The sequence below is a fragment of the Solwaraspora sp. WMMA2080 genome (assembly GCF_027497395.1).
GTDB lineage: Bacteria > Actinomycetota > Actinomycetes > Mycobacteriales > Micromonosporaceae > Micromonospora_E.
Window position 1 is genome coordinate 3,787,303 of the sequence record NZ_CP114910.1, and the last position, 17,848, is coordinate 3,805,150.

Sequence of the window (17,848 nt, forward strand, 5' to 3'; positions counted from 1 at the left end):
TGGTGGACGAGTGGCAGCGCCTACCCGAGGTATGGGACCACGTGCGACGATGCTCTTCGGGAGCGACTCAGCGTCGCTGCTGCCACCGTCCGGTCCTCACCACCCGGTGACCCAGCCGGGTGAGGTGCTCCGTGAACTCCCGCTGGGCAGCTGGGAACCCGTGCACCAGCATCACATCCTCCGCGCCGACGGTGCGGACGATCGACGTCAGGCCGCGGCGGTCGGCGTGCGCCGACAGACCGGCCTTCGACACCTGCGCGTTGACCTCGACCCGGGCGCCGTTGAGTTCGAAACCGGCCCGGCTGTCCTTCGACAACGCCAGCAACGCCGCTCCCGGCGACTCCTCGTCCTGGTAGCCGACCAACAGCAGGGCTGCGTTCGGGTCGGGCAGCACGGCGCGTGCCCACTGCACCGCCGGCCCGGCGGTGAGCATGCCCGACGTCGTGATGATGACGCCGCGCCGGAATGACGCGATGAGCTCGCCGCGCTGGGTCGCCGGTACCTCCCGCACCTGGTCGCCGTAGATGTACAGCGGGTCCGGACGCATCTCGGTCTGCTGTTCGTAGATCCGGGCGACCTCCTTGGCCAGCCCGTCGAGCAGCACCGGTACGTCCGGCAGGCGCCGGCGCAACGTCAACGCCACCTCCTGTGCCCGGCCCAACGCGAACGCCGGCACCAGCACCCGTCCGCCGGAAGCCACCGTCTCCTGCACCGTCGCCAGGAACTGCTCCACCTCCGCTTCCCGGTTGGTGTTGCGCTGGCAGTGGGTCGACTCGATGACCAGAAGTCCGCACCCCTGCGCCGACTGCGGGACGATCAGGCCGGGCACGGTGGTCTGGGCCTGGTTCGACACGTCACCGGTGACGGTCAGCCTGCTCTCGCCAGCGGTGACCACCACCCCGGCGGCGCCGAGGATGTGCCCGGCGGGAAACAGTTCGATCGTGATCCCGGCGGCGATCTCGGCCGACGCGCCGAAGCCCAACGGACGGAGACGCCGTTGAGCCTGATCGACCTCCGCCTGGCTGTACGGAGCCAGCGGGAGTTCCGGCCCGCCGGGTGGCGTCCGCGCCACCCGGCGGTCGAACACCCGGACCGAGTCCGCCCACATCGTCGGCAGCAACGCCGCCGTGTCCGCGGTGCAGTAGACAGCCAGGCCAGGATGGTCGGCGACGAGAGCCGGCACGTAGCCCGCGTGGTCATGATGGGCGTGCGTGACCACGACGGCGTCGAGCCGGCCACCGCGCACCTCGCCGATGAGCGGCGGACCCGACCGGTCGAGCGGCTGGCGGGGCCGCATCCCGGCATCGACCAACAGACGTACGTCGCCGACCTCCACCAGCAGGCAGGAGCCGCCGATCTCGGTGCCGCCGCCGAGCGGCTTCACCGTCAGTTCGCGGTCTCTGGTAGCAGCGCTGAACTGCGGCGACGGCGGCGGCCAGGGCATTTGCAGCGCCCTCATCACCTGGAGAAACGACTCGCGATCGACCTTGCCGGCGTCAAGTGCCGCGACCAGGCGGGCGTCCTGCGGGTGAACCGGCACCCTGGCTTGCGTCGTCTCGCGCGGGTCGACGTCGATCGCGGGCGTCGCATCGACCGGCGCGGCCACCTCTACCAGGACACCGGCGGCATGCGCGACGTCAGCGGTCAGCGCCGCTACCTCCCGGCGTGCCATCGACAGCTGCGCCCGTAGCGACTCGACGACCGTAAGGGCGTCGTCCCGGTCGGTCAACGCGGCGTCGAGCTGTCGCCTGGCCTCGTCACGTTCCCGGGTCGCCCAGTCACGCTGACCACGTGCCCGGTCACGGGCCCCACGTGACTCCTCGATGTCGCGTCGCAGCCTGGCGATCCGCCGTTCGTCAGCGGTCGATGACGGCTTCTCCGACTTCTTCGACCGTGGCTGCGGGAGCAGGACCTTGCGGTCGGCCAACGCAGCGGCCGCCGCACTGGCGACGACCGGATCAGCCCCGGTCAGCTGCCGCAGCAGCGGATCGGCCCCGGCGAGACGGTCCGCGTACTGGTCGGCGAGGGCGGTTCGCAGCTTCGGGTACCGGACGATGAGCAGCAGCAGCTGACCCCGGTTTGCCTCCGCGAAGGCCGCCGGGTCAGCCTGATGGTCCGCGAAGCGGGAACTGGTCACCGCTACCCGGGCAGCTTCACCGATCAGTTCGTCGAGCAGCTGCTGCGACGTACGGCTCATCCGCCGACAGCCCGGGTCGCTGCGGCCATCACCGGTTCCAGGTGCAGCAGACCGTCCGCCGGATCCAGAATGAGCAGGCCGAGAATCCGCAGCACCTCGACCACCCCGGCCGCGTCCTTGTACGGGGTCTGCGCCAGATACTCTTCGGTGAGGCAGCCCCGGTCCACCTCACTGTTCACCGCGTGCTCGGTCAGCGCCCACGCGATCGTCTCCGGGTCGATCCGATCGTCGTAGTGCTCCGCGACCAGCGTCTCCCATGCCTGTCGCAGCACCTCGTCGCTGCGTATCCCGCTGGCCGCGACCAACGCCTCGGCATGCTCGATCGACGAGAACTCTGCCCGTACCCGGTCGAGTGGATCCGTCCGGGTGTGCAGCTCATGGTCTTCAGTCAACGCCTCGGCGACCTTGTTGATCCGCACCGGCCAGCCGCCGGTGACCGCCAACAGTTCGTTGCGGGTAGCGTCGTCCTGGAACGGCAGCGTCGTGTCGGTAAGCCACAACCGGAGGTCGGTGCGGCCGTACCGACGCAGACCGGTGACCCCGCATGACATGTCGGACTGCTCCTGCGCCTCCAGCCATAACGGTGCCTGCGCCACCCCGGAGATCAGGACGATCCCCAACGTGCCCCCGGTCCGCGTGGCGATGATTTCGCGTGCGGTACGCCAGGTCTCCCGCGCGACGTCGACCGTGGCGTCGCTCACATCGACGTACACCACGGCGTGCCCACCCGCCGACTTCAGCGTGGCCTGCTGGCATGCGTGACGCAACGTCATCGGCGTGGCGTCCCGCAGATGGGTACCGAGCCTTCCGGAGTGGTACGCCTTTTCCTTCTCCTCCTGTAGCACCTTTGCGCACCGCTCGACGGTCAGCGCCGCGGAACCGACGATCAGACGGACCTGGCGACGCGGCGCCAACAGGTCGGCGATCTGCGAGGAGGTGAGCGGGCCCCGGGTGACACCGCTGCCGAACTGCGGGCGCATCATGCTCGCGTCGAAACTCTCCGGAAGCGGCATCGAGTCGGCCTGGGCGAGGAACTCGTCCACCTCCTCCTGAGTGCCCAGCAGGTCGTGCAGATTCGGGGTACGCAGCCGGTACCTGCCCTTGATGTAGGACAGCACCCCGAGGTCGACGCACTCGTCGAGCAGAGCACGGAACTCGCCAGCCCGCATGTCCTGCGCCGCGAAGCCCTTCAGCCACCAGTGTTCGCACTCGGCTCGCAGCTGCGCCGCTGTGAGCGCGGAGCCGACACCGTTGTCATGGGTGTGGTAGGCGACGCTGTAGGCGATCACCTTGTACCTCGGATCCAGGTTCAAGGTCCAGTCGAACCGCTTGCGGAACGATGTCCGCAGCGAGGCGTCGGCCCAGACCGCTTCGATGTCGTCGAGCGTCACCGCCTGCGGCAGCACACCCGACGCCGGGGTCCGCTGCAGGTTGCGCAGCAGCTGAGCGCCGAACAGCTGGATCAACGCCGGCTGGTTGTTGGCCAACGCCAGTACCCGGGAGGCGTGGTCGTGGTTCTCAAACCGCAGGCCCAGCGCCTCCAACGGTCGGGTCAGCAGGTCGTAGGCCGGCTGCGGTGCCAGCGGGCCGACGCAGACCGGGTCCCCGAAGTGCGCGAGCGGGTGATTCGCCAGCCGCTCGAACCTGGCCGTCTGATGCAGGCCGGCGAAGACGACCTTCACCGCCCGGCCGGTGCTCTCCATCAGATCCTTGAACCGGGTGACGTGAGCGAACTTGCCGTCGGTGGCGTCCGCGTCCAGAAACGAATCCGATTCGTCGAGCAGAAGCAGCAGCTGTCGACCCGACCGTCCACCGATCCACGCCGAGACACGGTTGGTGAGCTCCTCGGCGATGTCACCGGATGGCAGGTCGCGGGGCACTATCCCCTTGTCCGCCAGTTGTGGCCACAGCGTCGTCCAGACCGCGTCGACCGGGGTCGCCTGACCGACCTTGTAGATCGACTGGTAGATCGCGTACCGCGCTCCACCGTCCTCGAAATCGCGCGCGGCGGCCCTCAGCAGCGCCGACTTGCCCAACTGCCGGCCGCCGTACACGATGCACGGGCCCATCATGTCGACGACCCGGTCCCGTTCCTCGGTACGCCCGTGAAACATCTCCTGTGGAACCAGCCCGGCGACGTCCGGCGTGAACGGGGTGGCCCAGGTGAACGGGAGGGTGATCGCCATCGTGATGTGCCGGCCCGGCTCCGGCTGGGCCACCAGGTATGCGAAGGCCACCTCGTCGACCACCGCGACGGCCGGTAGCTTCCGGCCGCTGCGGAATGCTGTCGCCAGATCCCGTCTCGCCGTGACATCGAGGATGCCGAGATACAGCACGACGACCGCGTGGTCCGGCGGTTCGTTGCGCAGCAGCTCCACCAGTTCCTGCGGGGTCGGCGACCGGCGGACCACGAGCACCCGCAACCTGGGCACACACGAACTGCTCGACAGCCGCAGCAGGCCGCTCATCCGGCTCGCTTGCCGACATGCTGGCCCGCACCAGCGGTACGGCGACCGCAGCCGCGCTGGCGACCACGAACAGCACGGCGATGGGTAGCCCAATCCGGACAGCCCGCATGAGGTCACCGTACCGCCGTCCAGCGACGCTGATGGAGCGATGGGGAGACCTCATGGGCAGACACAGATCGCTCGTTGCCGCCGTACTGCCGAGTTGGTGATCGGCCGGGACACCGCCTGTCAGCGGCGACAGCTCCCGCTCTTCCCCAGCTCGACGGCCGCCGGCAACGATTGCGCTGACGGCGGACCCGACGCTGTCAGCTCCCGTGCTCCTCGAAGGTAGCGGAGCCTGCGTTCGGCAGAGTAAGCGACCTGCGTTGGTAGAGCAGAGGTGGACCTGCACGCTCGACACGCGGACGGCCGGGTGCTGGGTGTCGAAGGCAAGCTGGCCTATCGCGTCGAGGACACCGACACCAAGCATCTGCACTGGCTCCGTGACCGCATCGGCAAGGAACTGATCGATGGAGTTGTCGTGTATGCGGGCGAACGCGCCTTCCGCTGCCGCGACGACATCGCGGTCGTAGCGCTGGCTTTCCTCGGCCCGTGACGGGCGTTGCCCGCACGCCCGAGACTAGCCATCGAGGTGAGGCTGACGCACCTCAAACGCGATTTTGAGGTGCGTCAGCGTCACCTCGACACACAGCCGCACGGTCACTCGGCCGGCTGCGGCCACACGATCCTCGTCGGGTGCGGGCCGGGCCCCGTGTAGCGGGCTGAGCCAAGCACGCCTGACAGGGCACAGTATGTGCCGTCGGTCGGCGCGAGATAGAGCATCGTGTACGTCATCTGAGTCGCCGGGTCGGAGTAGTGCGAGATGGTCAGAACGCTGTTCTCAGGGAACAACGCCGGCCGCATGACGTATCCGTCAGTGGAGATCGGCTCCCCGCTGGGGCTCATGTTGTTCAAGCCTTCGCCTGTCTTGTCCGTCTCCGATGGATCGCAGAACGGTACGGGCCGAGCTGGCACGTCGTAGTGCACCTCCGTCGGTACGCCGGCCTGGCGCAGTTCGGCGGCGAGACCAGCTGGATCGTCGAGCCGGTCCCACTCCACGATCAGCTCCACCGAGCCGTCCGGGTTGGCGGTCACCGCGTATGCGGGGGTGGCGCCGCCGGGGCCGTCGAGCCAGATCGTCGACGCCGCGAGGGCCACCGCCACCGCGGCGGCGGCGACCCCGCCGAACGCGAGCCGCCGGTGCCGCACCCGACGAACAGCGGCACGCGGACGGCGTACCGCCGCCAAGCCGGAAGGTTGCGCGGCGTCGGACCGGGGCTGCGCGAGGATTCCGGCCAGCATCGCCGTGGCCCGGGACGATTCGGCGTCCACCCGCCAGTCGGCCACCGGATCCGCGTCGCGCATCAGTCGATCGGTTTCCATCATGATCCTCCTTCGTGAGTCAGCGGGGAGAGCTCGGCGTCCGCCGGCCTCCTGGTCGGGGCCGGTTCCAACGCGGCCGCCAGCCGCCGCCGGGCCCGGAACAACCGCACCTTGTACGCGGTACGACTGCACCCCATGGCGGTGGCGGCGGCGGTGGCGTCGAGTCCTTCCCAGGCGGCCAACCGCAGCGCCTCCTGGTCTGCTTCGGACAGTTGCGCCAACGCTCGGTGTACCCGTACCTGGTCGATCACGGCATCGGCGTGGTCGGCCGTGACCGTCTCGACGACCGCGCCCAGCCGGGTCGTCAGCCTCGCCTGCCGGTCCCGGCCCCGGATCTCGTTGCCGATCAGGTGCCGGGTGGTGGCGTACAGCCAGGGCAGGGGGTCGGTGTCCGGCACGTCCGGCAGGCGTCGCCAGGCGACGAGGAACGCCTCGCTGACGAGGTCCGGCGCGCGTTCCCGGCCGACCCGGCGGGCCGCGTACCGCATCACCGCGCCGTAGTGCCGCCGGAACAGCTCCGCGAATCGTCTCCGATCGTCGTCCATGCCTGGTCTGTTTCCGCCTCCGCCGTCGGGGTTACCGCCCGCGCGGGGGCGTCGTTGACAGCGTTGCAGCCAACTTTGTACGCTAGTACGAAATTCCGGAACAACGATCAGGGGTGACCGGGTGGCATCGGATTCAACGGAGCTGCGGATCGCCGCGCTGGAGCGGCGCGTCGAGCAGTTGGAAACGGCGGCAGGCCGGGGCAGCGGTGGGTCAGGCACCGGTCGAGCAGCCGGAAGCGAAGCGTTGGGGCTGCTCGACCGGCTACGTGAGCAGCGTGCCGAGGCCTCCGGAGAGCCGACGGAGACCGGCTCGATCACCTATGCGGGGGCAGCCGGGTTCGGCCGCCGCGAATACCAGTGGGTCATGGAGCATCGCGTCCAGGATCTCGCCGCCGCCGACTGGGCAGCCGCCGCCGGCACGCTCGAATCCCTCGGCAGCCCGGCACGCCTGGCCCTGCTCGCCGCACTGCTCGGCGCGCCACGCACCCGTACGCAGCTGCAGGAGGTGCTCGGCGAAAGTTCGACCGGACATCTCTACCACCATCTGCGCGTCCTACAGACGGCCGGCCTGCTCGCCCAGCCCCGCCGTGGCGAGTACGAGCTGACCCCGCGAGCAGTCATCCCTCTGCTGACCATCATCGCCGCAACTTCCGACCTCGACACCGGCGGCCAACCGCCGCCAGCGCAGGAGGAGCGGTGAGCCGGCACCAGGGGCTGCTGCCGAGTGGGTCCGCCCGCGCCGCGTGGCGGGCGTGGACCCGGGGAGACGTCAGCGAGGTCGAACGGCTGGCGGCGCAGGTGAGCCCTCGGCAACGCGCGCACCTGCTGTTCCTCACCGACTACGTGTGCGGACGCTACGAACAGGCGCTGGCACACCACGCGACGCTGCGACCAGGGCCGCTGGGCTTCAGGCGGTTGGACGGGCTCGTCGCGCAGGCACTGCTGCATCTGGACAGACCAGCCGAAGCGGCGGCGTACCTGCGCCGGCGACGGCCGCGACGACCGACACCGCCGGACCTTCAGCTGCGAGTGGACCACCCGCTGACAAGCAGCCTCGGCCGCACCACGACGCTGCCGTTCGCCGACCACGCGTTGGCGCCGTACCTGCCGGCGGTGGCCGCGACCATCGACGGCCACCAGGTGAACGCCGTCATCGACACCGGCGGGCCTTTCATCGTCATGGGCACCCCGCGCGCCGACGCGCTCGGCATCCGGCTCGTCGCCACCGGCCGGCAGCACCACGGCACCACCCGCACCGACAGCTACACCGGCCTCGCCCACGAGCTGACCCTCGGCGACGCCACGCTGACCAACGTGCCCGTCGAGGCGATGCCCACGTTGAAAGGCGGCCAGGATGTAGTGGTCATCGGCACCAACGTCCTGCAACGGTTCCTCACCACCGTCGACTACCCCGGCGAACGGCTGCTCCTGTCGCCCCGTCGCGACCCCGACGGGTCAGCCACGCATCAGGCGTTGCTCGGCAGTTGGCCCGAGGCCGCACGCATTCCGTTCCACCTGTGGAGCGACCATTACATGTTCGCCCGTGGCGGTTTCGGCGACCGCCAGGATCTCAACTACTTCATCGACTCCGGGCTCGCGTACGTCGTCCGGGGCGACGACGGATCGCCGCCCCGGCAGGCCTGCCTGTACGCGACAGCCCGGCGGTACCGCTCCTGGGGAGTCCCCCGTGCCCGCGCCGCCGGCCCGCACTTCGACACCGACGCACCTATCTCACTCGGCCCGCTGCGGCAGCAGCGGCAGTTCGTAGCCACCGCACCGGGTAGACGTGCACCGTGGGCGTCGTTCGGCGGCGTACGGATCGACGGTCTGCTGTCGCACGCCTTCCTGAGCAGGTACGCCTGGACCATCGACTTCGACCGGCACGAGTACGCCTTCCGCCAGCCGGCCCAGCTCTCGTGAGGCAGGGCGGCAAAGCAAGCCCGGCTAGATCTCGGCTGAATCGCCTGCGTCTGGCAACGCCACCATGCGGCGGCGAAAGCGGGCCAGGCAAAGTCGGCACACCCTGGGTAACGGTGGTGGCGGTACCTCGTCTTTGTGGGTCAGTTCTGGCCGGGGCTTGCTACGGGTAGTCCTGCTTCCTTGGCATGGTCGAGCAGCCGCCGGTCGTAGGTTACGAAGGCAGTGAGTGCCGTGCCGGACTCGTTGGTCAGCACCTGGGCGGTGGCCAGGTGGATGGCGTCGAGGCTGCGGAGCGTCGGCTCGGCGAACGCGGCTGCGGTCGCCCGAATCGTGCTGTCGATCTCGAGTCGGAACAGCCGTCCGACGGCAGCCGGCACGCCGATCAACGCTTGCGGAGCTGCTCGGCGCAGCGCTCTGGGCACTTCCACCTCGACGAGAGCGGAGGAGACCAGCGGCACATCGTCGTGCTTGTTGAGCCAGGAGACAAGGTCGGCGCTGCACACCTCCTGCCGAACCAGCTTGACGACGGCAGCTGAATCGAGATAGATCACCAGCGCTCCTCGTCACGCATCGCGACAAGCGAGGCGGCCACGTCCACATCCTCGTCACCGAGCTTCGGGGGAAGCGGCACAGAGCCGCCGCCGGTGGGGGCGACGGCTCGCCCCGCCGCTACCAGCTTCGCCAACACCGACCGGTCGTCGCCTACCGGAACAAGTCGGGCAATCGGGTGTCCGCGGTCGGTGATCTCGACAGTCTCGCCACCACTCACCCGAGCCAACACCTGACTCGTGTTCTGATTCAGCTCTCGGACACCGATACGCTCCATGGACACGAGTGTAGAACTAGATGTTCTACGTTTCCAGCTCCTGGTGATCCGGCGACAGCAGACAGCCGGTCGGCCGTCACCCGCCTCGTTTCCGCCTCGGCCGTCGCGGTTACCGAGCCGGGTGCAGAGCAGGCGTGGTCAGCTCGGGAAGCGACCGCGGCGCCACTGCCAGTGGCGGCCGGCGGACAGGTGGTCGACGACGGCGCGTTGCAGAACGGTACGGCGTGGTAGCGCGTCGAGCGGCGTGCTCAGGGTGCGGAACACGAACCGCAGCACCTCGACGTCGGCGTCCGGCCCGTCCTGCTCCTGGTACGGCTCCAGCTCGAACCGGCGCTGGAACCGGACGATGTTCGAGTCCGCCGGCAGGTACTCCCGCAGTTGCGGGTCGAGCAGCCACGACCCGCAGGCGAACGCCGCGTACCGCCCGTCGGGGAAGTGCCGGGGGAAGAACGCGCGGGCCGCGTCGAGTGACGCGCTGACCGCCTCCGGGGTCAGCGGCCCCGCGTCGGGGATGTGCAGTTCGATGGCGGTGTCGCTGCGGTGGTGCTGCAGCCGGCCCAGCTCGTAGAGGCCGCCGCGCACGTGCAGGGTCAGCCAGGCCTGCATCACCGGCCAGCCCTCGCCACGCATCCGCCGGTCGATGGCGAGGTTGCGGCCCAGGTCCGCGAGGGTCGCCCAGGACACGGCGTCGGCGATGCCGTGGGCGCGGTGGTACGCCCGGACGACGTCGACCAGGGCCAGGTACGCGTACACGTAGAGGTGCCGCCAGGCGGGTCCCCGGTCGCGGGGCAGCTCCGGGCCGGGTGCCAGCCAGCCGTAGCCGCCGAGGTCGGCCCGGACCAGGGCGATCGTCCGGTCGAGCAGCCAGCGCAGCTCCGGAGTCCACAGCGGCGAGTCGGGATCCGGCCAGCCGGCCATGATTTCGGCGGCGTCGTCCGGCCGCACCGCGAGCCGGTCCAGGATCGCGGGCGCGTCGGCCCTGGCCGGCAGCGGAGCCGACGGCCGGTCACCGGCGAGCCGGTGCACCCGCTCGACGTCGGCGACGGGCACCCCGAGCCGGGCGGCGGTCTCGTCCAGGTTCACCCGGACGACGCTACCGCCCAGGCCGCAGTTACCGGCGTGCTGCGGGCGACTCGCCTCCGGCAACTGCGCTGCCCGGTGCGGCGGTCAGGGAATTCGGGCGACCGCACCGTACACCGACACGTCGGCTGCCGCCGGACGTGGCTGGTCCTGCTCGTCGGCGCGCCAGTCGCTCACCACCCCGATCCCGGGTGGTACGAGGTCCAGGCCCTCCACCAGCGCGGCGAACTCGGCGCGTTCCCGGGGCCAGATGTCGGTCTGCCCGGCAGCCAGCATCCGGTCGTAGACCGCTGCGATCGGTGCCGGGAGGAAGTCCTTGGTCGCGTTGCTGACGACCAGGTAGCTGCCCGGCGGCAGCGCGTCGACAAGCTCGGCGACGACCGGTGCGGCCGCCCCTCGACCCGGCAGGAAGTGCAGTACCGCGACGAGCATCAGCCCGACCGGCTTGGACAGGTCCAGGGTGGCGAGCAGGTCGGGATGGTTGAGGATCTTGCCGGGCTCGCGCAGATCGGCCTCGATGTAGGACGTTCTGCCCTGGGTGGTGCTGGTCAGCAGGGCCCTGGCGTGCACCATCACCATCGGATCGTTGTCGACGTACACCACCCGCGACTCCGGCGCGATCGCCTGGGCGATCTCGTGCGTGTTGTCCGCGGTGGGCAGGCCGGTGCCGATGTCGAGGAACTGCCTGATCCCGGCCTCGGCGGCCAGGAACCGGGTCGCCCGGCCGAGGAAGCGGCGGTTTTCTCGCGCCGCGATCGGCGCGCTCGGCCAGGCCGCCGCGATCTGGTCCGCCGAGGCCCGATCGACGGCGAAGTTGTCCTTCCCACCGAGCCAGTAGTTGTATCGGCGGGCCGGATGCGGCACCGAGGTGTCGAGCCGGTCGAACAGCGTTGCGTCGTGGTCGGCCATGAGAACCTCCGGAACCCAGTTGAGTACGCCGGGCCGTCGGCTGTCGCGCCGACGGCCAACGGGCGACCGAGCTTACTGGACGGTTTACTGTGTGCTGGCCCGGCGGGCGCACCGTCGTCCCGCGACAGCCGTCAAGCCGGCAGCGTACCGCGCGGCAACTACCGTCGAACAGGCGAGGTGATCGCCTGTAGTTCGCTGGCGACCTCGGCGATCAGGTCGGTGAGCGAGTCGCGGTTGCCGGGCTCGACCCAGCGGGTGTACGCGACCCGGAACACGGTGACACCCGACTCGGTGGCCAGGGTCGCCGCGGTCTGGTCAAGGCCCTTGGCGCACAGCGCGGCAACGACCGCGGCCGCCAGCGAGCCCATCTTACGCAGCTCACGTTCCTGCAGCTCGGGACTGCTCTCGATGATGGTCTGGCGCACCCGGACCAGCTCGAGACGGTCGGCGAAGATCTCCTCCGCCACTTGACGGAACGCGGCGACGACCGCTTCGAAGGGGGCGGCGTCCGTCTCGGTCACCGCCTTGACGAGCAGGTCCTCCAGTTGCTCGCTGCCGCCGAACAGCGCCTCGCGTTTGTCGCCGAAGAGCCGGTAGAAGGTGCGTTTGTCGAGGCCGGCACGGGTGGCGATGTCGGTGACCGTGGTCTGTTCGAAGCCGCGTTCACGGAACAGCTCGAAGGCGGCCGCCTCCAGGCGGCCGCGTGCGTCCGGTTGCCAGCGGGCCATGCCGCGATGGTATCCGATGTCACACTACGACATCTTCTTGATCCAGCCATGTCGCCTAGTGACATCACAAGGTAGGGTGATGTCACTAGGCGACATCGGCACTCACGAAGGAACACCAACATGCGCGTATTCGTCACAGGCGCCTCCGGCCACCTCGGCTCGGCGGTCGTGCCGGCCCTGATCTCCGCCGGACACGACGTCGTCGGCCTGGCCCGCTCCGAAGCATCCGCTACCGCGATCGAGAAACTGGGTGCCGGGACGCGTCGCGCCGACCTGTCCGACCTCGACGTTCTGCGCACCGAAGCGAACGCCGCCGACGGCGTCATCCACCTGGCGTTCCGTCACGACCTACTGCTCACCGGCGACCTGACCGGCGCCGCCGGTGCCGACCTGGCCGCCCTCCACGCACTCGCCGACGGTCTGAGCGGCTCCGGCAAACCGCTGGTCGGCACGGGCGGCACAGCCATGCTCGCGATGGGCGGACTCGTCGGCCGCCCCGGCACTGAACACGACGCTCTCCCGAGCGGCTACCGGGTCGACGCGGAGAACTTCGTGATCGGCCTCGCCTCCCACGACGTGCGCTCCTGCGTCGTCCGGCTCGCTCCGACGGTGCACAGCCCGCTCGACCGCAACGGTTTCGTCACCGTCCTCGTCGCCGCCGCCCGGCAGCACGGGTACGCGGCGTACGTCGGCGAAGGCACCAACCGGTGGCCGGCCGTGCACACGCTCGACGCGGCCGACCTCTACCGGCTCGCCCTCGAAAAGGCCCCGGCCGGCTCCCGCCTGCACGCCGCCGCCGACGAAGGAGTCCCCTTCCGACAGATCGCCGCCGCCATCGCCCGCAACCTCGACGTGCCGGTCCGCAGCATCAGCCCCGAGGAAGCCGACGACTACTTCGGCTTCCTCGGGCCGTTCGCCCAACTGGACAATCCGACGTCGGCCGCGATCACCCGGGAACTCCTGGGCTGGTCCCCCAGCCGCCCCGGCCTGATCGCCGACCTGCACGACGGGCACTACTTCCAGGCGTGACGTCCCCGACGCGACCAACGCTCAGCCGAGGTCCTCGGGATCCGGGGTGAGCCGGTCGCGGGCTGCCGCGTTGAACCTGGTCGTACCGAGGCCGTGCTCGACGGCGAGCTCGGTGAGGTCGCCGAGCAGTTCATCGTCCGGGCCGACCTGGTCCAGGTAGTCCATGGTTTCGCGGGCCAGGTCGGACTCCAGGTTCCAGAGCTGGTCGCTGATCGCGGTGAGCGCGGCGGACCAGGCCGCAACAGACTGACTCGGCGCCAGTTCCCACGACTCGAGTTCGGCGGCGAGAATCCGGTGCCGGTCGGCCAAATCGGACACCCACAGCGGCTGCTCGGTCAGTTGCCCGGGTCGCGCCACCGGGACGGCGGCGGTTCGCAGCGCGAACGCCCGCCGCAGGTCTTCCCCGTCGGTGGTGGTCGGCGTGATGTCGCTGAGATAGCTGCGGGCGGCCGCCCGCTCGGGGTCGGCGTAGGCGCGGTCGAACGCCTCGTCGATCTCGGCGATCCGGGCCGCCAGCACCTCGACAGCGGCGGCGGGCAGGCCCTGCTGCTCGGCCGCCCACCCGGCCCAGGCGGTGACGGCGGCACTGAGCCCGGCCCGCTGGGCAAGGGTCAGTTCGAAGGTACGTGGGACGTGTTCGCCGAGGACGTGTCCGAGCCAGACCGGCCCGATCCGGGTCGGCGCCGAACCGTCCGTCCCGGTGGAACCGGCCAGGACCTGCGCCCAGAACCGCAGGACGTCGCCGTCGACGCCCGGCAGGGGTGCGGTGGCGGCCAGGAACCCGTCGACCGCCGCAGCCCGGTCCGCCCGGGTGTGGCGGGCCGGCTCGACCGGTTCGGGCTGTGGGAGCAGGTCGACCCGCTGCGCCACGATCGGCAGCCAGGCCCGGCTCTCGGCCGGCAGGTCAGAACTGACTCGCCGGAGCACGCCGGCCAACGCCCCGGACGCCCACGCCAGGGTGGTCTCTTCCAGGATCACCGGGCCGGCGGCGGTGGCGGCGGACTTTTCCAGCACCTCCCGCAGCGCGTCGACGCTTCGAGACAGGTGGACCACGCTGACCGCGGGGGTGGGGCAGGTGGCGATCTCGACGAGGATGCCGTGTTCGGCGGCGTCGCCGAGGTAGCCGAAGGTCACCAGCACGGCCTCCTGATCACCGAAGGCGTCCCGGTAGCGCCACGCCCGCCGTGGGTCCACCTTGCCGAGCCGCTCGGCCCATGCCGGAAACGGCACTCCATGCCGGGCCAGGTCGGTCAGCGCCTTCCCCGTGACCAGGCCGGGCATCAGGTGGTTCACGGCGGCGACGAACGCCGCCACGTGCGGTCTCGGCCGCCGGTTCGCGATGGAGAGCGCCCCCATCGCCAGCCCGATCGACCCCGACGGTTGGGTCTGGTCGAACCTGGCCAGCAGCTGCGCGGTGTGGATTTCCACGTCCATGGGGTCGGCCCGGTCGCCGAACTCACGGAACGACTCAGCCTCGGCGGCGACCACGTCGGCGCTGGACTCGGCAAGTTCCATCAGCCCATCGATCGCCTGCCTGACCTGGTCGGCGACCGGCTCGGCCGGCCAGCTGCCGTCACCCGCCAGCACGGTGAACGTGTTGCCGGGTCCGCCGGGCCGGATCTCGTCGAGAGTGGCCGTGTGGCGCCACCTCCGGCCGTGGCCGTGAAAGTAGTGGAACTGGTCGCCGAGTTCGGTGGCGATCGACACCAGCCGTTCCCCGTCCGCCGGGACACCACGCTGGCCAGACCCGGGCGCGACGATCGTGTACTCGTCGGTGCGGAAGGCGTACGACCCCTCACCGGGCAGCTCGAAGGCCTCCTGAAGCATCCGGTGGGCCCGATCCAGCGGGGTGTTCGACGGGATGGCAACCCGCCGCCACACCCGCTGCGCCACCCCGTCGAGCTCGACGGTGAGCACCAGCGACGCCGGGTCGGCCGGTTCGACCGCCAGGAACGACGGTGCCGCGCAGCACCTCTTGTACTTGCGGCCGGAGCCGCACCAGCACCCGGCGTTGCGCTCCGGCGGCCAGGCGACGGTGTCGGCGCCCTGCTCACCGAGCCAGCCCACGAAACCCAGCCGGGTCTGCCGGCTGGTCGGGTCCTGGCCGGTCTGTTCCGCGTACGCCAGCAGGCCGGGCACGTCCAGCGCGACGATCCGGATCGGGCCTCGGCCGTCGGTGGACAGGGCCTGCAGCTGCTGTTGAATCTCGCGGCGGTAGTCCGCGTGGTCCCGGTAGTTGGTGGCGTCCAGCAGGCCGCGCTCCCACGCCTGCTCGTAGGCCGAGGGTGGAAAGTACGCCATCTGTCGGACGGCCGTGATCGGCATGCTCGGGTCCTCGTAGCTGTTCGGAGTGGTCGGGGTCGGACCGGCCGGCTCGGTCAGTGGGTGAGCCAGGCCAGGTCTTCCTGGGCGCGGCGGCGGGCCTCGCGTTCGCGATCGAAGAGCGCGTCGGTCTTGCGCAGCACCAGAGTGTACGGTCGCCCGCTGCGCCGGGTCTGATGGTCGACCGGCAGGTCGGCCTGGTCGATGCGGGAGTGGACGTGGCGGCGGCGCTGCTCGGCCAGCGGCCACTCGAAGGTGCGGCGCGCCGGATCGCCGAGGAACGCCACCAAGGTGGTGCACAGCTCGCAGTCGCATCCCTTGGGCAGTTCCACCGACCAGTCGTCGGCGGCCCGAACTGGCCTGGCGAGCCGCTGCTCGAGCCGCCGGGCGGCGTGCGCGGTGAGGGTGTCGAGGCCGGTCACCTGCTGCCCCGCCTGGTCCGCTGCGGTCGCGCGGGTGGCCCGCAGCGTCGACATCGCGCAGCCAAGCACGTCGTCCTCGTCTTGACAGAGGAACTCGACCGGCCCGTCAGCCAGGTCAGCCGTACCGAGGCTGGCGGCACCAGCCAGGACGACGGCGATCTGCGGCCCCAGGTCCGCGAGGTACCTGCGCCGGTCGCGGGCCGCCGGGTAGCTGAGCAGTCCTCGGGCCCGGCCGTGCAGCTCGGACCAGACACCGGCCACCAGCAGCCGGCCGACCAGCACACCCCCGGCGTCGGAGGTGGCCCGCAGCGCCGCGCACATCGCGGGCAGCGATGCCAGCCAGTCCGGGGTCTGCTTGTCGAACAGCGACGAACGGGACAGCCAGTTCCGGCCGAACCAGCCGTTGACCCGATCCCGGGCCCAGGACTCGCCGTAGCGGGTGGCGAGGCGGGCGAGCACCGGGGCGTCGGCCGGCGCCAGCGCCTCCACCCGCAGCGGCGCGAGCAGCATGGCAGCCAGGTCCGGCTCGTCGAGCTCCCAGGCGACCGCCAGTGCCCGCCCGGCAACAAGCTCACCGGCCGCCGGGGTGACCCGCCAGAACGAGGCGAGCGTGGCGGCGCTGCTCCGGGCACCGGCGACGTCCCCGGCCCGCAGCAGACCGGCGAGCCGGTCGAGGGCCCAGCCTGGCGACGCCTGCGCACGGATCGCGAAGGTCCACCGACGTGGCCACACGACGATCGCCGCCCGGCGGTACCACCGGTCCAACGTGTTGCCGTAGTTGCCCATGTACCCCTCGTACTCCGACGATTGGGGCGACAGGTTCGCGGTGGGCGTCGTGGCACACACCTCGTCGTCGGAAACCCGCAGCGACGTCGGCACCACCTCGCCGGACTCGTCCAGCCAGCAGTCGAGGGTCATCGACGAGTCGATGAGCTCTTCGAGCTCGTACTTGCCCGACCCGCTCCCGCCGCTGGGTTCCTCGTCGTTCCGATACCGGCCGTACCGACTCCGGCCCCGACCCCAGCGGCCCCATGATTCCTCGGGGTCGAGGGCGCTCCAGGTCTCCTGCAGCTCCGCCAACGCCAGGGTGACCTCACAACCGGCGGCCTGCGCGGCCGCCCGCACCGCTGCGGCACGTCCGACGTCGTCGCCCTTGAGCCGGTCCCAGCCCAACGCCCGCTGGGTGTACTCGTGGTCCAGCAGGTAGACCAGCCGGGCGGGCCCGTCGGCCGATTCCGCGAAGTGATCGTCCAGGCAGCCGGTCAACTCGGTGACCAGGTCCTGGCCCAGCGAGCCGGCGGCCAGGGTGACCGGGTCACCGGCGAGCAACAGGTTGTAGGTCAACACGATCCGGTGGCCCGTCGTCACCGGCGACACCTGGTGCCGACAGTCGGCGTAGAACGCGACGAAGGTCAGCTCGTCCGGTGACGATTCGTAGCTCCCGGTCCGGCCGGCGTGCTCGATCGACAGCACGCCGCCGGCCGACTCCGACGGCAACGTCACCACCAGGGTGCCGATCATCGCATCAGCCTTCTCCGAATCCTGATGTGGCGCGAAGAACTGGCCGGGCGCGTACACCAGCATCGAGTGCAGCTCGGCGACCAGCTCGCACCCCTGCGGCAGGCCGAGGTCGGCCCGGAGCTGGTCCAGCATCGGGTGGAGCGTCTCGTGCCACCGCTGTTCGTCGATGTCGACGAGGCTCGTCGGGACTTCCCACGTGTCGCGCACCCCGGCGTCCGTCAGCGTCTGCTCACCCTTGCCGAACCTGGCCGGCCGGCCAACTGAGCACAGCTGCTTCGCCTGCTCGGCGGCCGCCGGCAAGGCGATCGGCCCGACACCGCGCACCGCGAGCCTCAGACCATGGGGTGACGCGGTACGACGTGCGCTGAACGCGCCAGCCGGGCCAACGGTGCCCAGTAGCGCGGCCAGTCGGTCAGGCGGGGTAACGGGGGATGCTGGCACGCGCAGACTCTAGGCCAG

Annotated in this window: 15 protein-coding genes; 4 read left to right on the plus strand and 11 right to left on the minus strand. The window is 70.5% G+C overall.

The features are described from left to right. Nucleotides 1-67 precede the first annotated feature (67 nt). Both O7543_RS17260 and O7543_RS17265 read right to left on the minus strand, forming a co-directional pair. Nucleotides 68-2,197 carry an MBL fold metallo-hydrolase gene (locus O7543_RS17260; RefSeq protein ID WP_281552884.1) on the minus strand — a complete coding sequence of 710 codons (2,130 nt, stop codon included), beginning with the start codon at nt 2,195-2,197 and terminating at the stop codon, nt 68-70. Continuing rightward, nucleotides 2,194-4,665 carry a hypothetical protein gene (locus O7543_RS17265; RefSeq protein WP_281552883.1) on the minus strand — a complete coding sequence of 824 codons (2,472 nt, stop codon included), beginning with the start codon at nt 4,663-4,665 and terminating at the stop codon, nt 2,194-2,196. The genes O7543_RS17260 and O7543_RS17265 overlap by 4 nt, the downstream gene beginning before the upstream one ends. A gap of 379 nt (nt 4,666-5,044) precedes the next feature. Between O7543_RS17265 and O7543_RS17270 the strand changes: the two genes are divergently transcribed. Then, a complete protein-coding gene (locus O7543_RS17270) occupies nt 5,045-5,260 on the plus strand; it encodes a hypothetical protein (protein WP_281552882.1) in 216 nt (71 codons plus the stop codon). Between the two features lie 104 nt (nt 5,261-5,364). Here O7543_RS17270 and O7543_RS17275 read toward each other — a convergent pair whose 3' ends face one another. Continuing rightward, nucleotides 5,365-6,090: a hypothetical protein gene (locus O7543_RS17275; RefSeq protein WP_281552881.1), complete on the minus strand. Its 726-nt coding sequence runs from the start codon at nt 6,088-6,090 to the stop codon at nt 5,365-5,367. Further along, entirely contained in the window at nt 6,087-6,632 is a 546-nt protein-coding gene (locus O7543_RS17280; RefSeq protein ID WP_281552880.1) for a sigma-70 family RNA polymerase sigma factor, read from the minus strand. The genes O7543_RS17275 and O7543_RS17280 overlap by 4 nt, the downstream gene beginning before the upstream one ends. Nucleotides 6,633-6,753: 121 nt before the next feature. On the opposite strand from O7543_RS17280, the gene O7543_RS17285 reads away from it, so the two are divergent. Further along, nucleotides 6,754-7,332 carry a helix-turn-helix domain-containing protein gene (locus tag O7543_RS17285; RefSeq protein ID WP_281552879.1) on the plus strand — a complete coding sequence of 193 codons (579 nt, stop codon included), beginning with the start codon at nt 6,754-6,756 and terminating at the stop codon, nt 7,330-7,332. After that, nucleotides 7,329-8,552 carry a retropepsin-like aspartic protease gene (locus O7543_RS17290; RefSeq protein ID WP_281552878.1) on the plus strand — a complete coding sequence of 408 codons (1,224 nt, stop codon included), beginning with the start codon at nt 7,329-7,331 and terminating at the stop codon, nt 8,550-8,552. The genes O7543_RS17285 and O7543_RS17290 overlap by 4 nt, the downstream gene beginning before the upstream one ends. 140 nt (nt 8,553-8,692) lie before the next feature. Here the strand turns inward: O7543_RS17290 and O7543_RS17295 are convergent, their stop codons facing one another. From O7543_RS17295 to O7543_RS17315, 5 genes are all read right to left on the minus strand, one after another. After that, nucleotides 8,693-9,103, minus strand: coding sequence for a type II toxin-antitoxin system VapC family toxin (locus O7543_RS17295; protein WP_281552877.1), 411 nt, complete (start codon nt 9,101-9,103; stop codon nt 8,693-8,695). Then, nucleotides 9,100-9,378, minus strand: coding sequence for a type II toxin-antitoxin system prevent-host-death family antitoxin (locus tag O7543_RS17300; protein ID WP_281552875.1), 279 nt, complete (start codon nt 9,376-9,378; stop codon nt 9,100-9,102). Before O7543_RS17300 ends, O7543_RS17295 begins: the two co-directional genes overlap by 4 nt. 138 nt (nt 9,379-9,516) lie before the next feature. After that, on the minus strand, nt 9,517-10,461 hold the full coding sequence (locus O7543_RS17305) for an acyltransferase domain-containing protein (RefSeq protein WP_281552874.1): 945 nt from the start codon (nt 10,459-10,461) through the stop codon (nt 9,517-9,519). 84 nt (nt 10,462-10,545) lie between these two features. Beyond that, complete coding sequence (locus O7543_RS17310; RefSeq protein WP_281552873.1) at nt 10,546-11,367, minus strand: SAM-dependent methyltransferase; 822 nt, start codon at nt 11,365-11,367, stop codon at nt 10,546-10,548. Nucleotides 11,368-11,525: 158 nt separating this feature from the next. After that, nucleotides 11,526-12,095, minus strand: a complete 570-nt coding sequence (locus O7543_RS17315; RefSeq protein ID WP_281552872.1) for a TetR family transcriptional regulator — start codon at nt 12,093-12,095, stop codon at nt 11,526-11,528. A gap of 120 nt (nt 12,096-12,215) precedes the next feature. On the opposite strand from O7543_RS17315, the gene O7543_RS17320 reads away from it, so the two are divergent. Continuing rightward, nucleotides 12,216-13,124, plus strand: coding sequence for an SDR family oxidoreductase (locus O7543_RS17320; protein WP_281552871.1), 909 nt, complete (start codon nt 12,216-12,218; stop codon nt 13,122-13,124). Nucleotides 13,125-13,145: 21 nt separating this feature from the next. On the opposite strand, the gene O7543_RS17325 is transcribed toward O7543_RS17320, so the two are convergent. Beyond that, nucleotides 13,146-15,449 (minus strand): SEC-C metal-binding domain-containing protein, encoded by a 2,304-nt coding sequence (locus O7543_RS17325; RefSeq protein WP_281552870.1) that lies wholly within the window; start codon nt 15,447-15,449, stop codon nt 13,146-13,148. Nucleotides 15,450-15,502: 53 nt separating this feature from the next. Next, nucleotides 15,503-17,830 (minus strand): 2OG-Fe(II) oxygenase, encoded by a 2,328-nt coding sequence (locus tag O7543_RS17330; protein ID WP_281552869.1) that lies wholly within the window; start codon nt 17,828-17,830, stop codon nt 15,503-15,505. Nucleotides 17,831-17,848: the final 18 nt, after the last annotated feature.